Origin of the sequence: Niastella caeni (assembly GCF_004834005.1) — a bacterium.
In the GTDB taxonomy this organism is placed as follows: domain Bacteria; phylum Bacteroidota; class Bacteroidia; order Chitinophagales; family Chitinophagaceae; genus Niastella; species Niastella caeni.
Window position 1 is genome coordinate 734,605 of sequence record NZ_STFF01000001.1, and the last position, 16,081, is coordinate 750,685.

The window sequence follows — 16,081 nt, forward strand, 5'->3', positions numbered from 1 at the left end:
GTTATTAGCCGGGAAGTGTAATAATAATGAAATGAAAGAAATATATTGTGGTTTACTAAATAATCACACTCTCAACAACGATTGCACATGCGCTTACATTTCGCCGACTACCTGATCATTCTTGTATATTTCATTTTCGTTATAGGTGTTGGATTCCTCATTAAAAAGAAAATTAAATCAAGTAATGATTTCTTAACCAGCAGCCGTAGCATTCCCCTTTGGATCACCAGCCTTGCTTTTATTTCTGCCAACCTCGGCGCACAGGAAGTAATTGGCATGGTTGCCTCGGGCGCCAAGTACGGCATTATGACTGTACACTTCTATTGGGTGGGCGCCATCTTCGCCATGGTATTCCTTGGCGTTTTTATGATGCCGTTCTATTATGGAAGCCGCGCCCGCAGTGTTCCCGAATACCTCTCCTTGCGGTTCGATGAAAAAACAAGAGGCCTGAACGCTATTTCCTTTGCGGTTATGACGGTTTTTTCGTCGGGCATTTCTTTATATGCATTGGCAAAACTCATGGAAACGATCCTGCATTGGGATTTTGATATTTCCATTTGGGTATCTGCCGGCATTGTAATGGTGTATACATTCCTCGGCGGTTTAACCAGCGCCGTATATAATGAAGTATTGCAGTTCTTTTTAATTGTACTCGGCTTGTCGCCATTGGTAATAATTGCGTTGCAAAATGCAGGCGGCTGGGAAAATATAAAAGTAGTATTGCAACCCGAAATGACGCATGCCTGGAAGTACATGGGCAATGCCGATTCAAACCCCATGGGCCTGCACTTTATGTCGCTGATCTTCGGATTGGGTTTTGTAATGTCTTTCGGTTATTGGTGCACCGACTTTTTAGTGGTGCAAAGAGCCATGATAGCCCGAAATATGGGCGATGCGCAACGGACGCCTATTATTGCGGCCATTCCTAAAATGCTTATGCCGCTGATAGTGGTTTTGCCGGGCATTATTGCTATTGCTTTAATGCAGCCCGCACTGGCATCAAAAGGGTACCAGATCCCCACCACGGCTAGCGGTGAGCTGGATTATACCATGACGTTACCTTCGCTCATTGCCCACTACTACCCTACCGGTATTTTGGGCGTAGGCATCACCGCGCTGATCGCTTCGTTTATGAGTGGGATGGCCGGTAACGTAACCGCATTTAATTCGGTATTCACATTTGATATCTACCAATCGTATTTTGTTAAGAACAAAAGCGACCGGCATTACCTGTTGGTAGGTAAAGGCATTACGGTGGTGGGCATACTCATTTCCATTGCCACTGCTTACATTGCCAAGAGCTTTAACAACATCAACGACTTTCTGCAACTGGTATTTGGTTTTGTAAACGGTCCGCTGTTTGCCACATTTTTACTGGGCATGTTCTGGAAACGAACTACCGGCCATGGCGCTTTCTGGGGGCTGGTTGCAGGCACTGCCGCCGCCGCCGTTACGCATGGTGTAACCGTTGCTGAAGGAAAAGGGGGCTGGATAATGCCCTGGTACGAGATCAAAAGCGGCATGGGCCAGGCGTTTATCGTAGCATCTGTTTCCTGGATCTTTAATTTCTTTACTACGATCCTGGTTAGCCTGGTTACCAAACCAAAACCCGATGAAGAATTAAAAGGGTTGGTTTATTCGTTAACAGAAAAACCAAAGTACCATCAGCAAAAGTGGTATTTGAAAGTAGTGCCGCTGGGTTTATTACTGTTGGCGATCACAATCTTATTGAACATTATTTTCTTTTAACAAACAAATGCTTCCATGTATAAAAAATTAAACGACCTGCAATTTGTCATTGGACTGTTCTTTACCATAGTATCTGTGATCTTATTGCTCAATGTAGTGTTGGGCAGCGATGCGGAAAGCAAATTGAACGTATATACCGGCGCCGTGTTCCTGGTGTTTGGTCTTGCCATGATGCTGATCAGGAAAGGCAGCAAGGCATAAAGGCAGCAAGGCAACGAGGGAAGAAGTAAGGAGTAGGAAGTTGGAAGTAAGAAGTGTTCGAAACTCCAAAGCTCAAGGCAGGTTATAAATACAAAGAACTTACGATTTATTTCAATAAAAAAGAGGGGTGGAAACCCCTCTACACTCTGTGTTACATGAACATGTAATGAGAACATTGATCGCTATTCCTTAATAAATTTCTTCGTTACGCTTTTTGAATTGTTGCTCACTTTAATAAAATATACTCCACTGGGTACCTCGCTTAGTGTAAGCACATATTGCTTACCCGACACCGGGAAAGATCTCAATACACGACCTGCTATATCAGATAATGTTACCGTAGCTCCATTTTCAAACTCACTGGCCAGCTTTACAATAAGTTGTGTTACTATCGGATTAGGATAAATGATCACTTCATTGGATGGCATATCCAGGGCCGAAATGGTTGTAGCAGGTTCTGTTGCTATTCTTGTTCCCTGTGAAGCGGATGCAGTAACAGGCACTAACATCCATTGCTGATTATCTGTTCCGTTGTATGTCCATTGGTGAACATTAGCGCCATCGGCCGTTGAAATGCCGCTCACATCAACCGATTTACCACTATGCACGGGCGTTATACGGTAATAACCTTCACTGGTTGGGGTAAAATTGAACCGCTGGTTATCACCGCCGGTTGATTGCCAGATCTGAATGTTAGCGCCATCGGCTGTTGAAATACCAGCTACATCAAGATATTTTCCGCTTGAAAGACCCACAATCGAATATTTACCATTCCCCGTGTGGGTTACCGTCCATTTCTGACACGGGCAATCGTTCCATGTAAATTGTTGAACATTGGAGCCATTGGCAGTACCGTTGTTATATACGTCCAGCACTTTGGCGCTGTGCTTTGCAACGATCTTATATATTCCATTGGGGATAGGCTGTGGTGAACCTGCGGTTAAACTTACATTATCAAAATGAGTGCTGTCTATGGCGCCCGATGAACTGCCTGAACTTGCAGCCAGCCCGATAAAATAACTGGAAGCCATTGTAAAAGTTGTTGTTCCGATCTGGAACCAGGCTGCGCCATCTAATGATTGATAAGCGGTGAATGTATTTCCCGACCGTTGGAGGCGAAACCAAACCGGAGTCCACGTAAACTGGTTGCCTTCATTCCAGCCCATCGAGGCGCCGGTAGCTGTTCTTTTACCGAATTTTGAATAACGCCAGCCTGCATCACCCAATGTTACTGCTACTGCAGATGCATTTGAATTTAATGATTCGCGTATCAGCAATCCGGTTTTGCTGAGCGTTCCGCTTATGGTGTAGATGCGTGCTGTAATAGTAACATCACCGTTGACATTTGTATAAGCATAGCTGTAAGAATCCGCTGTACCGCCAATACCGGTGCCTGAGCCACTAACAATAAAAGTACTGTCGCCTACATTGGCAAAACCGGCGTTACCGGCGGCGCTTACCGTGCCAATATCCTGCCGCAACCAGCCGGCCGGCAATGATGTAGTGGTAACAGGGGTGGCGCTTACCTGCGTTGAATTGGCGCTTGTGCCCGACTGGTTCTTTGACTGCACTACATAATAATACGTGGTTCCGGCTGAAATATTGGCATCCGTGTATTCGGTATACGTGTTCTTCGTCCAACCGGCAATGGTTGTATAAGGACCGCCGCTTGCAGTGGCGCGCAGCACATTATACCCCTGACAGGTTACACCGCTCGACGCCCATTTTAAAAAAACGCGTTGCATACCTGGTGTGGCAGTCAATGCGGTGGGAACGGGAGGAATAGGCGAAGGTGGATATGCCGAGGCATTGGCATCGAGTGTAAATGTAAGTGTTCCGTATCCCAGATGATCTATGTCACCGGTTTCAGGGCGCACCACCTGGGCCGCCGCTTTTACATTAGGTGCAGTTAATCCTTTACGAACAACATAGTGATTATACAGCAGCTCAAAAATGGGTTTATTATCCAACCGTCCATGCCCGTTTAATGAAGGATAAAACAAATTCCATCCATCGCAGTTCACATAAGGTTTATACGGCACCCATTTCCATAAATTATATGCTGCATTATACTCAGCGCCTGCCAGCAGGCGGTTATTACTGTAACTATAAATATCAACCCCCTGGTTGTATGCTACCTGGCAGGCATAGGACAGAAACCCTAATCCCAGCATGGCATGCGGCTGATCGCGGCCACTCTCCTGCCACTGCCCCATGCCATTAGGATGAATATAAGAAACTGCGTTCATGATGCTTCCGTTACCCGCGCCCGACTTATAATAGTTCACACCTTCGTTGAATTTGGCAGTATCATCGAGCAAAACGCCTATGGCTATTATGGCGCCTACATTACACGCATCCCAGTTGGCAAAGTAATGAGTGGCGCAGGTGTTGTTATGATCTGTGAGAAAGTTGTGACACACGGGATACAGGTAATTGTTCATCATGTTCTTAAACCTGGTAAAATCGGCAGCGGCCCAACCGGGATAAATGCGCATTACTTCAGCAGCCAGCGCAAAATCCATAACGGCAATACCCATTAAACCTGGAATATCGGTGCCACTTGGCACCTGGTTTACAGCGGCACTCCAGCCGTTCAGGTTTCGCAAGGCACAGGCAGCATAAGTAGTATCGCCTGAAATGTACCAGCGTATGGCGTTGAGGTAGGCTGCATGCGCATCGGCATCGGCTCGTTGACGGTTCGCTCCCATATTGTCGCGGGGAGCTGCAGAATACGTGTTTTGTGCTTTTGAATCGGTGATCAGCAGGTTCCAGTCTTCGATCCAAGGACTGGCACTGGCAGCTACCTTTGATTTCATCCGGTCAAGATCAGCCTGCGTATGCAAACCACCGGGATGGACAAAGGTTTGTGCTGTGGCAAAATTTTCAATGGCAAATAAAACAATTAGCAGGGCTAATAATTTGTGAAAACGGCAATCGTGCATCTGTTTAATTTTTAGGTCATCGTTGTGGATTATAAAAAATGTCCTCACACTACAAACCGAAGCACACTAATGCTATTCATTTTTCCAGGCTATTCTAAAATTTCAGGTGATCATTCAAGAGAATAGAGTAAAGTGCCAAATCCCAGTTGATCGAACCCGCCACTGTTTGGTCCGTAATCACCGCCACCACCCTCGGGTTGTGCTTTTTGCACGCCTAAAGCGGTGTAAGTGGTATTCAACTGCGGCACCTTTTTAATCTTTGCATAGTGATTGTAGATCATTGCCCACATGGGTCTCATCGTTCCTCTTCCACCTGAACCTATTTCAGGTAGTAAAGTGGTTTTCACTCCACAGCCGTTCCAGGGGTCGCCTTCGTGCCAGCTATACTGATAATAAGGCACACTTAAATTGGCCACATTGTATCTTGCCACATACTCGCTTGCTTTTAAAACAATATTGTTCCTGAAACCCCATAGATCATCTCCCTGGTTCCAGGCAAGCTGACAAATAGTAGTTAATAATGCTAACGATAATGTACAGTGGCCCTGATCTCTTCCGCTTTCCTGCATTTCGGCCATTGTGGAATCAGCGCCTGGAAATACATGAAAAATGGTTTTATAATTATTGCCATTGCCCAGCCCGCGTTGATAATAGTTGATCACATAATTGTAGATGCTGCGGTTATCGGTTAAAATGCCAATGGCCATAGCACTCGCCATGTTACACAGGTCCCAGTTAGACCATGCATGTTCCGGATGACAACCAAAATGACCCGATAAAAAACTATAATTAATGGGGTACCACACATTGAGCATCCATTGCTTGAACTTTGTAAAATCAGCTGCCTGCCATCCAGGGAAGTCTCTCAGCAATTCACCGGCTACGGCAAATGCATACCCGTAGATCCCTGCACCAAGCGCCACATTTGAATTGCCGCTCAACTTTGTACAGGTATTTGCCCAGGCATTCAGAATAGTTACTGCCGTGCGTGCGTAAATAGTATCCGTGGAGATCTTCCATCTCAGCGCCAATTGATAAGCGGCGTGCGCATCGTTCATGGCGCGCGAATAATTATCAGGGTCCGGCTCCTCGGCACTGTTGCCGCCGCGTACAAGCTTTACTGTTGGATTGGCTACATAACTCGTTTGTGCATGGGAATTGGCAACCAACTTTTGCCAGCCGCTAAACCACGGTTCTGCCTGTGCGCTCACCTTTTGCCTGATGCGGGTAAAATCTGCCTGTGTATTCAAACCGCCTTCATGCTTCATAGGGGTAGTCGGCGATAAAGTATCTATATATTTCACAACAACGTTATCATCATCAGTGCTTCCTCCACTATCGCCGTTCTTTTTGCAGCAGACTGCGCAAAACAGGCAGGCCATGATTATAACGGGCAGACAGATACGTTTTAAATGGTTCATACTTTATTTAAAATTGATGAACAATATTTTTCAAAGGATTGAATATAGCCCCGTCAATTCTGAGAAAAGCGGGGCTATATAAATCTGTTTAACAATAATATGCTTAGTTCTTAACCAGTTTTATCCAGTCAACTCTTATATAGCAACCGGGGTTTGCCGTTCCATTACCCCATGCCAGGTTTGCCAAAAATCCTATTGAAACAACCTGTGATGAAGAGACCGTAAAATTGAGCGTTTTGGTTTCAGTAACATTCGGCGTTGTGGCGCCTACATTTGATGGGTTCGCCAACGCTACCGATGCCAAAGCAGAAGACAAATTGGCCAGGGTTGGAATGCCGCTGCTACCAGTTGCCACTGCCAGGTGAACGGTAGAATTTTGCTGAACTTCTGAATAATACTTAACCGATAATGTATAACTGCCGGCAGGTAAAGGCATGGAAGTTGTTTGATAGATGATGCCATCAGTAATGGGGGTATTACTCCATGTTTCCCAACAAATGGTTCCGGCAAGTCCTCCGGAAGGCGCATCTTTGGAATACCCGCCTACACCGCTTTTATTCTTTGTTGCGGTATTGGTGACCCATGGGGCAGCCAGGGTTCCCCACCTGTTCGAAACCAATGCGGTACTGGTAGTAAAGCCACCGCCTTTTGTAGTATCCCCGGTATTGCTTAAAAAGTAAGGCGTAATATTACCGGGTGCATTGGGATTTATTATTGCAGGTGTTGCGGTAAGGGTCAACCCACCAATGGTGAGCGTTACATTGCCTGAGGAAAATCCGGCAGGAGCAATAGCTTTGATCAGCGTATCATTATAAAAAGGAACGTTGGTAGCCGTTGTTCCACTGACTTTTATTACCGCTTTGGTAGCATCTGTTCCAAAACGGAGGCCTTTTAAGTAAAGCGTATCGCCGGGAAATGCAACATTGGTTTGTGCATTTTTCGATGCAACGGAATTGATCACCGGCGCAGCTATCACTGTATACGTTCCAACTGAATCCAATTTTGTTGTCCATACCTGAAGGCTTACTTTGCCCGATACCGCATTCGCCGGTACCTGCACTACTATTTGATTGCCATTAGAGCTAACAATACTGGTTGCCTGTATGCCGCCAAACCAAACTTTTACCGCTCCTGTGAGTGTATCAAAATCACTCCCGGTTATGGTAATATTGGTAGTAGGGTAACCAGATGCCGGGCTTAAACCAGTGGGTTTTGGTGCAGGGTGCGTAAACTCCCTGAATTGCGGCCCCTTTTCGCAACCCGCTATTATAAAGATGGCTATTGCTGTTATGAAGCCAACTGAACAGATCAATTTATTTGTCATAAGCTTTTTTTAAATGAATGGTAAATCCCGGATCACGTGCTCATCAATAGCCGGGATTCTGAAGCAGTTTTGGATTATATGTCATCTGTGTTACAGGAATGGGGAACAGATAATGCTTTTTAGCGATCGTATGATTTGCTTTGCTGTCTATTACAATACATTTCAAATTGCCAGCTGCCGTTTGTACTGTTTCTTCGCCAAACACATACGATGAAGCCTTATACTTTGCAGCAATAACACTGTCGGCCCCGGTAGATGAAGCAGTTTTGAAATCAGTGGTATAACCTGCGCCGCCTACTACCATTCCCAGGCGGGAAGGATTCAGGGCAGCTTCCAGGATACCCCAGCGCTTCAGATCGTCGAAACGTTTACCCTCCCGGTACAGTTCCACTCCTCTCTCCCTTCTTATTTCTTCTTTCATATTCAGGCCATTTGCTGTTGCCAATGCATTGGTAAGCTTTGCCACTCCTGCACGGTCTCTGAGCAAGTTGATAGAAGCATCCAACTGGGCGTCGGAGATGGAACCGTTCAGTTCCACCAACGCTTCAGCATATGTCAAAAACACTTCGGCCAAACGGATAATGGGAAAGTTAGCCGACTCGGTATTATCGGTCCTGCGGGTGCCATAACCATATACGGCAAATTTGGCATTTCCATAGCCGCTGGCGCCAAGGCTGCCATAGTCTAATGATACATTGGTGGGAGCAGCTCCATTGCCGAACAGGTAACTGATCAACCGCAGGTCCCTGTTCTTAAACTCGTCGCCGGCTTTATGATAGCCCTGAAACTGAGTCGACTTATCTATAGGCAAACCATCTTTACAAACAGCCAGATCTACAAATTTGCGGCTGGGATATAATTGCCAGGTTGTCCATGTAATATTCCTATTGGCTTTTTTAAGCGTATAGTCATAGACAGTATATAAAATAAACTCGTTATTGGTAGTTTTATCAAAGCCACCGGGATTGCTTCCTGCATCTTCCAGGTTGAACAGGTACCACGAACTGGCGTTTGCCATACTGGTTACTGCATTCTTGTTCCAGATCGAATAGCCACCGTTCTTCATAACATCTTCGCACATAGCTACGGCATCAGCCAAATACTTATTTATATTGGCAGCATCATATCCGGCTTTTCCTGCGCCTACCGATGTGCCATCACCATCAGGGTCCTGGCCAACATATCTTTCCCATGTTGCTTCATACAGGTCAACCTGGGCTTTAACGGCTTCGGCCGCCCATTTACTTACCCTGCCTTTGTCGGCAGCAGGTATCGTTTGCTCAGAAGGCAGTTTTGCAATGGCCACATCAAGGTCAGCTAAAATTTGCTTTACTACTTCGTAGCGACTGTTACGCGGCACATATAGTTCAGGAGAATTCACGTCCAATACGGTGGTTACAACAGGCACGCCACCGTACGTTTTTAGCAGGTTGAAATAGTTGAAGGCCCTGAAGAAGTACGCCTCACCCATATACTGGCTGATATCGCCCGTGCCGGTATATGCTTCTCCTTTTGAGATCAGGATATTGCAACTGCGAATGCCTGCATAATTCCAGTTTGCACTGGTGCTGGTAGCAATGGTGCCGTGGCCGAGATCGTAGCCATTACCATTAGCATTGGCCGACAGATCGGAATTATTATCCATGGTACCAAAATCCCAGCCGGGTAACTGACCATAAAAGTTAGTTGCGTACGCCTTAAAATCACCGGGCTGCTTAAAGTAAACCGCATCGGTAAACATCGCCGTTGGCTCCAGGTCAATAAAATTCTTTTTACATGAGACGGCGCACAGGGATAAACTGCCAAATATAATATAGTTAAGTACTTTTTTCATGTTCGAATAATTTCAGTTTTTTAAAATCCAACGTTTACGCCAAACGACCAGGTCCTGGCAAAAGGATAACCTGCGTTTTGAGAAGTTTCACCCATTTCAGGATCAAATCCATCTTTGATATGCGCCAGTTCCCACAAATCGTTTCCTGAGAAATAGAATCTCACTTTTTCGAGCTTTGCTTTCTTAATTAAAGATTGCGGCAGGCTATAGCCTACGATCAAAGTTTTCAAACGAACATACCGGTTATTCTGTAACATGAAATCGTTGTTGGCATAGTTCCATCTTGCACGGTTTGGATTCACCGTTAAGCGGGGGAAAATAGCATCGGTATTCTCTGCTGTCCAGGTTTGCCCCAGGAACTTGGGGTTCTGGTTGGTAAAGAGGGCATTGAATGGATAGGCCATATAACCATTGCGCATCATCAATTGCTTTAACTGACCCTGGAAAAATGCGTTCAAATCAAAACCTTTCCAGGAACCGCCCAGATTTATACCGAATGTGTAATGCGGCGTTCCATCACCTGCATATACCAACGAACTCTTTTGGTTGCCGGTGCCTGTAATACTGCCGGAGCCTGCTACATCCACCTTCTTTGTATCGCCAGGACGCAGGGCTACAGCCAGATTGTTTTGCGGATAGGCAGCCAGGTCGCCGCTGGAGCCATATGCTGCATAATAAGCGTCCACTTCTTTCTGATCGGCGAAATAACCATCTGTTTTATAAACAAACCAGGGTTGAAAAGGCAGTCCGTTTACGATACCATTTCTTCCGGCACCGTAGCCATCGGCACCCTGAACACCGGTAACCCTGGTTTTTGTATTGCTCATGTTAATTGCAATATTGTACGACCAGTCTTTCTTCGTTTCATTCCACTTCAGAATTACTTCCCATCCTTTGGTATTGAAATGGCCGCTATTGGTTGGGGGCGCACTGCCACCCAACACAGAAGGATAGTTTACGTTGATCAACATTCCGATGTTATCCTTGGTAAAATATTCTACTGTGGAAGACAGCCGGTTGTTAAAGAAACCCAATTCAAGCGCTACGTTCTTTTGCTCTACTCTTTCCCACGTTCTGGAATAGCTGATCAAACCATTGTTAAGCAAGGAAGAAGAATTCTGCAAAGCTGCAGGCGATCCCAGTACCGTTGTACCCATTCTTACCAATGATAAGTAGTCAAATTCGCCAAGCCCTGCAGCCTGGTTACCCGAACTACCATAGCTTGCTCTTAATTTACCGTAATTAAGTATAGAAGTAATGTTGCTTAAGAAGTCTTCGTTCGTAAATACCCATCCTGCAGAAATGCCACCATATTTCTGGAACTTATGGCCGGCTGCAAAGCGGGAACTTCCATCGATCCTTCCCTGCAATTCTACAAGGTATTTGTCGTCATAACCATAATTCAACCTGGCCAAATAAGCGTAGTTGCCCGTTTGTGAACTAAATCCATCGTTGGTTTGTGTAGCGGTTGAAGCCAGACTGATATTTTGCACGCCCAGGTCGGTAAAACCAATACGGTTAGCCGAAACCCAGTTGTAATTGAATTTTTGCGCATCGATACCGGCAACTGCCGAGAAATTATGTAACCCTTTGAAAGTTTTGTTATATCGCATCACCAACTGATAATACTGAATGGCGCTAGTCCATGCTCTTGTAAAATAGCTGGTTTTGGTAGTGTCAAGAGCCCCGGCCCATCCGGTTTGCCGGCCATACCAATTGTACACAGGTACGGCTAAGAGATACCTTTCCTGGTTAAAGCGTTCATTCTGCAAGGAAGCAAGTCCTTCTATTGACAGGTCTTTATACACCTGGAAAATGGCTTTCACATCAATTCTTCCGGTCAACGAATTTTGATTATCACGGCCGCCATCGCTGGTTCGGGCCGCGGCGTTCCTGTTGGCGCCGCCATCAACCCCATTAAATGTGGCAAACCACTGTCCCGAAGGGTTCTTGGCAGGGAAAAACGGCATATCATAACCGTACAACGTATTATCCAAACCGGCAGATGGCGTGCTGGTTTTAGCATCAACCAGGCTGATAGCGGTTTCCAGTTTCAGTTTTTCAGATAATTTAATATCGTAGTTGAAGCGGGCATTATATTGTTTTTGCCCATCGTAGGCCGTTGCCAGGTTGCCCTTGTTATCAGCAAACCCAAGTGATATGCGGTATGAAGATTTTTCGTTGCCGCCCGAAACGCTTACATTATTTTGATGCGAATACCGGGTGGCAAACATTTCTTTAATGCGGTTGGCATTATAAATAAAATAGTCAACACCGGGCCAGGTAGAGAAACGCCAAACGCCCTCATAACCCTCCTGCATCTTCAACATATTATCCTTGCTTCCCCATACCCACCAGTTAGGATTTGTTTCTTCCTTATTGGCCTCAATCCACATAGTGGCATATTGCTGCATGCTCGGAGAATAGCCCGTAATACCATTTGTGTTGAATCGGAAGTTGCTTGTAAAATCGTATTTGGTTTTTCCTTTTCCCCGTTTGGTGGTAACCAGTATTACCCCATTGGCGGCAGCGCTTCCGTAAATGGTTGCCGATGCGTCTTTCAATACGGAGATGCTTTCGATATCATCGGCATTCATATTTAAAAATGAAAATGAGTTCAGGGCAGGTACCCCGTCAATGATGATCAGGGGAGCGCTTCCGTTCACAGAGCTCAGGCCGCGTATTACCAGGTTAAGCCCTTCATTACCCGGCCTTGGAGAAGAACGGGTAACTACCAAACCCGGTGTAACACCCTGCAAAGCCAGCGCCACATTGGTTACCGCACGGCTTTCGAAAGTTTTACCTGAAACTATTTCTACGGCGCCGGTAAGCGTGGTCTTCTTCTGCTTTCCATAGCCTACCACCACCACTTCTCCCATATCACCGAGCGCAGTCAATTTGATTGTACGAATATTCTCCGACGCCGGTATTTCCATTTCCAGGAATCCGGTGTAGCTCACCATCAGTGTAGTTACACCGACAGGTACACTCAAAGAAAAAATTCCCTTTTCATCGGTTGTCCCTCCCATATTTGTTCCTTTAACAACAATACTGGCGCCAGCGATCGGCTCACCGGAGGCTGCATTCACCACCTTACCGGCTACGGTTTTTTGTTGGGCCATTAACTGCACTTGCAGCAGCAGGGCTAATAAAAGCGAAGTGGCAAATGCCATCGCCCTGATTCCGGCTCTCCGTTTGGTTAAATTTTTGGTTTTGCGCATAAGCAGTTTTTAAATGATAAATGAATCTCTATTATTACGACGTCTTGGTTACCAATGATTCGTTTGTTGTTAGTTAGTTCAGCAGGTAAAATGCCGCCACACGCATATCAGCGAAATGAGGCTTTCGTTTTGGCTGAAAACAATTAATTATTTATAAGATTTCTCTGTGCCAGTAAGGGCTTTTGCTTAATCGATTAACTAATTCCTGTAAAAAAAAGTGGGATCCACTTATCAGTTGCAGATATGCAAAGGAGATGAGGCATAACAATCGTTTTTAGTTTTGAATTAAAATTTGCTGAAAAGGGAACAGACATTATGGCAATTTATCGGCATTAATAAAGATTGTCTGTTTGCATCTTTATTAATCAAAAATATCATACATCATGAAAAATGAGGCGGGGGGCATAGACCAAAAAAAGGGGGTAGTTAGGCATTTTGGTAACCAAAAAGAGGGAGTAATCGCCCCTTTTTGCTAATATGAAATACATATAAAGAAGAAGGCTGCTTACAATATTAAAAAGCTAATAGCAAATGAATACTTGTTTAATTGACACTTTGTCACACAGAGGTGAGATCAAGGCAACGAGGCAATGAGGCATAAAACCGGAGATACCCGAAACCCAAAAGCCCGAGACGGGTTATAATAATAAATACAAAAAACCGGCTGTTCAGTTACTGGCAGCCGGGTTTTTAATTTCAGTTGGTTAATACACGTATTCTGGTGGTTCTATACCATTTGTTCTTAAATACAAAACGGCCTGCCCGCGGTGATGCGTGATGTGATCGATGGTTGCATGCACGCCATTTTTTGACTGATCGTTAAGCGGTTGTTGCCTGAGCGTTTTCTGAAGCGTATCATAGGCCCAGGTGAGATACGCTACAATTTCCTGCTTATTATTTTTAGTTGGTGGCGGGTCCCAACCGGTTTTGTTGCCCGTTACATAATTATCCTGCCACCATTGGATGCCATAGGCTATATGATGCATTAATTCGCCAAAATTCCAGCCGGCCCCGGCCGGTTTAAAATGATACCCTTTTTCAGGCATGGCCCCGGCCACCTGCAAGGTGTAATTCTTTGAATTTTCAACGGTTGACAATAATTGTTCTTTCATGATGCTGTATTTTCAGCAAAGCTATACAGCGGCTTTCCCGAACACTTAAGGAATCCTGCTATTTTCAGGAACCTTAATTCCAGATCCCGTTCATCTCCGTAAGCACAATCGGTATGTCATCGGTAATTACAATCGTGTGCTCGTGTTGCGCCATAAAACCGCCCCTGTTACCAACCATCGTCCAGCCATCCTGCAGGGTGGTGGCAAGAGTAGAGCTGGTAGAAATGAATGTTTCAATGGCAACTACCGAGTTCTTCCTGAATCGCGTATTATTAGAACGGTCACGGTAATTTGCAATCTCCGAAGGCTCTTCATGGAGGCTTCTGCCAACACCGTGGCCGGTCAGGTTCCTGATCACCTTATAGCCCCGCTTTTTCGATTCGGTTTCTATCAGGTGGCCAATGTCTGCGATGCGCACACCGCCTTTTATATGGTTGATGGCTTTTTGAAGAATGGCCCTGGATGCATCGATCAGTTGTTGGTGGTGATGAATGTCATTACCCAATACAAACGAGCCGCCATTGTCTGACCAAAATCCATCCAGCTCTGCCGAAACATCTATATTAATAAGGTCGCCTTCTTTAAGGATGGTTTTATGAGAAGGAATGCCGTGGCAAAATTCGTTGTTGACGCTAATGCAGGTCCAGCCGGGGAATCCATAGGTTAAATAAGGAGCCGACTTTGCACCAAACGCGTTCAGGACCTTTGCGCCATATTCATCCAGTTGTTTTGTGGTCATGCCCGGCGCCGCATATTGGGTCATTTCTTTCAGGGTAAGGGCAACAGCTTCGCTGGCTTTTTTCATGCCGGCCAGTTCAGATTCTTTAGTTATAGACATGGTTGCGATGTAGTTTTTGCATAAAGGTAAGTATAGAAATGCATGAGAAAGCATCATGGTGCTTTCTCATGCATTGAAAATTCATATTCTGTTATTGTTGAGAAATGTATACAGCAAAAGTAACCGGCATGTTAAGGCAGTACAATACCGTAAACAGCGTATTCTACATTGTTATGATCAGGACATTCCTGTTATGTATAATAAGTAGCGGGATATTTCCTAACTAAGTAAGAAAGAGGCACATAGAATCAGAATTCATTCATTTTAGCTGTTGCCTTACAGTTATATTTATTGCCAAAACCCGAGGAGATCAAATCATCTGTATCACATGAAAGTAGTATTCTGATGAAAAAGCAGGGCGGAATGGCTTACCCCAGAGCGGGTGAGGATGAGCTTTATGATCTGAAAGTGCAGGAACCCGGTTTAGGCATTGGGGATACCGAATGATGAGCAAAGAACAAAATAAAGAATTTTTGGAAATTTCAAGCACAATGCGAAACATTCAAATTGAATTAGGAACTTTTCTACGAGTAGAACATGCTAAACATACACATAATGGATTTGACTTTTGTTTATGAGCTAATCCGTGAAAAACCCCATCAGCCTGAAAAAAATTATGAGCTATAATATCAAAATAATTAGCATCCCCCTGATTGTATCTTCGAAATACAGAATAAGCTACGTGATCCGCTAATTGGATTATTCTGGATGCCTTTGAATTAACAAAAAAAGGTGTATCCGCAAGATGTCTTATACTACCCCATTGAGTGCCAATTTTTCGAAAATTATTTGCCAACCCTTGCAAAGTAGTTTCATGGGAACTCTCATCCAAAATCAATAACCCTTTTTGTCTATCCCCTTCCGCATTTATTTTTGATAAATATGTATCAAATCTTTGGCATAAATCTTCGAATGCCAAATTAAGACAATCATTACCTAAAAAAGATTGCTTATGTATAGCACACGCAAAAGCATAAGTTGAATTGGAAGAAGTTGCTAAAACCTTAAGAACAGCCTTAATAATTCCTTGTGCTTCTTCTCGGCTTAGCTTATCCCAGGGAGGTGTTCGACGAGAAAATATTTCTGAAGCATGAAATTCAATATCTCCGTAATTTCTTGGATCAACGCTTTGAGCGATTTTATCCAATTCATTTGAAAGATAAAAACCCTGTGTCTCATAAATTGAGAGCCCACCTAATACTATATATTCTTCATTGGAGTTAAGAACCGATCCAGAATCATCCAAATACAGAAGATGCATAAAATAAAAATGCAGCCGAGTGATTTGCATCAACGAACCGCGTGGGCAGCCCTCTCAACCGCGATATAAAATTAATAGAAATTAATATATATTAAAAGTAAATTTTTCTCATTGCCCTCCCAAGTTAATGATCTCCCTTTTTCACCCTTATAAAATAAATTGATAATAATCAAGT

10 protein-coding genes are annotated in these 16,081 nt (G+C 44.5%); 2 read left to right on the forward strand and 8 right to left on the reverse strand.

Features of this window, described 5'->3' with window-relative positions:
- The first annotated feature begins 87 nt into the window (after nucleotides 1-87).
- Nucleotides 88-1,749: a sodium:solute symporter family protein gene (locus FAM09_RS02860; RefSeq protein WP_136575563.1), complete on the forward strand. Its 1,662-nt coding sequence runs from the start codon at nucleotides 88-90 to the stop codon at nucleotides 1,747-1,749.
- A gap of 15 nt (nucleotides 1,750-1,764) precedes the next feature.
- Nucleotides 1,765-1,950 (forward strand): hypothetical protein, encoded by a 186-nt coding sequence (locus tag FAM09_RS02865; RefSeq protein WP_136575564.1) that lies wholly within the window; start codon nucleotides 1,765-1,767, stop codon nucleotides 1,948-1,950.
- Nucleotides 1,951-2,132: 182 nt separating this feature from the next.
- Here FAM09_RS02865 and FAM09_RS02870 read toward each other — a convergent pair whose 3' ends face one another.
- From FAM09_RS02870 to FAM09_RS02905, 8 genes are all read right to left on the reverse strand, one after another.
- On the reverse strand, nucleotides 2,133-4,895 hold the full coding sequence (locus FAM09_RS02870; RefSeq protein ID WP_136575565.1) for an RICIN domain-containing protein: 2,763 nt from the start codon (nucleotides 4,893-4,895) through the stop codon (nucleotides 2,133-2,135).
- Between the two features lie 110 nt (nucleotides 4,896-5,005).
- Nucleotides 5,006-6,316, reverse strand: a complete 1,311-nt coding sequence (locus FAM09_RS02875; protein WP_136575566.1) for an alginate lyase family protein — start codon at nucleotides 6,314-6,316, stop codon at nucleotides 5,006-5,008.
- Between the two features lie 103 nt (nucleotides 6,317-6,419).
- Nucleotides 6,420-7,640 carry a DUF5013 domain-containing protein gene (locus tag FAM09_RS02880; protein WP_136575567.1) on the reverse strand — a complete coding sequence of 407 codons (1,221 nt, stop codon included), beginning with the start codon at nucleotides 7,638-7,640 and terminating at the stop codon, nucleotides 6,420-6,422.
- A gap of 43 nt (nucleotides 7,641-7,683) precedes the next feature.
- On the reverse strand, nucleotides 7,684-9,474 hold the full coding sequence (locus tag FAM09_RS02885) for a RagB/SusD family nutrient uptake outer membrane protein (protein WP_136575568.1): 1,791 nt from the start codon (nucleotides 9,472-9,474) through the stop codon (nucleotides 7,684-7,686).
- Between the two features lie 20 nt (nucleotides 9,475-9,494).
- Entirely contained in the window at nucleotides 9,495-12,695 is a 3,201-nt protein-coding gene (locus FAM09_RS02890; RefSeq protein WP_136575569.1) for a SusC/RagA family TonB-linked outer membrane protein, read from the reverse strand.
- Between the two features lie 704 nt (nucleotides 12,696-13,399).
- Entirely contained in the window at nucleotides 13,400-13,807 is a 408-nt protein-coding gene (locus tag FAM09_RS02895) for a DinB family protein (protein ID WP_136575570.1), read from the reverse strand.
- Nucleotides 13,808-13,880: 73 nt separating this feature from the next.
- Nucleotides 13,881-14,645, reverse strand: a complete 765-nt coding sequence (map, locus tag FAM09_RS02900) for a type I methionyl aminopeptidase (RefSeq protein ID WP_136575571.1) — start codon at nucleotides 14,643-14,645, stop codon at nucleotides 13,881-13,883.
- Between the two features lie 502 nt (nucleotides 14,646-15,147).
- The gene (locus FAM09_RS02905) at nucleotides 15,148-15,906 is read right to left on the reverse strand and encodes a DUF3800 domain-containing protein (RefSeq protein WP_166437008.1); all 759 of its coding nucleotides are present in this window, start codon (nucleotides 15,904-15,906) and stop codon (nucleotides 15,148-15,150) included.
- Nucleotides 15,907-16,081: the final 175 nt, after the last annotated feature.

What these genes read in the sequence shown, in the direction of transcription:
- FAM09_RS02860 (WP_136575563.1), top strand. Translation starts at nt 88, where the DNA reads ATGCGCTTACATTTCGCCGACTACCTGATCATTCTTGTATATTTCATT.
- FAM09_RS02865 (WP_136575564.1), top strand. Translation starts at nt 1,765, where the DNA reads ATGTATAAAAAATTAAACGACCTGCAATTTGTCATTGGACTGTTCTTT.
- FAM09_RS02870 (WP_136575565.1), bottom strand. Translation starts at nt 4,895, where the DNA reads ATGCACGATTGCCGTTTTCACAAATTATTAGCCCTGCTAATTGTTTTA.
- FAM09_RS02875 (WP_136575566.1), bottom strand. Translation starts at nt 6,316, where the DNA reads ATGAACCATTTAAAACGTATCTGTCTGCCCGTTATAATCATGGCCTGC.
- FAM09_RS02880 (WP_136575567.1), bottom strand. Translation starts at nt 7,640, where the DNA reads ATGACAAATAAATTGATCTGTTCAGTTGGCTTCATAACAGCAATAGCC.
- FAM09_RS02885 (WP_136575568.1), bottom strand. Translation starts at nt 9,474, where the DNA reads ATGAAAAAAGTACTTAACTATATTATATTTGGCAGTTTATCCCTGTGC.
- FAM09_RS02890 (WP_136575569.1), bottom strand. Translation starts at nt 12,695, where the DNA reads ATGCGCAAAACCAAAAATTTAACCAAACGGAGAGCCGGAATCAGGGCG.
- FAM09_RS02895 (WP_136575570.1), bottom strand. Translation starts at nt 13,807, where the DNA reads ATGAAAGAACAATTATTGTCAACCGTTGAAAATTCAAAGAATTACACC.
- map (WP_136575571.1), bottom strand. Translation starts at nt 14,645, where the DNA reads ATGTCTATAACTAAAGAATCTGAACTGGCCGGCATGAAAAAAGCCAGC.
- FAM09_RS02905 (WP_166437008.1), bottom strand. Translation starts at nt 15,906, where the DNA reads ATGCATCTTCTGTATTTGGATGATTCTGGATCGGTTCTTAACTCCAAT.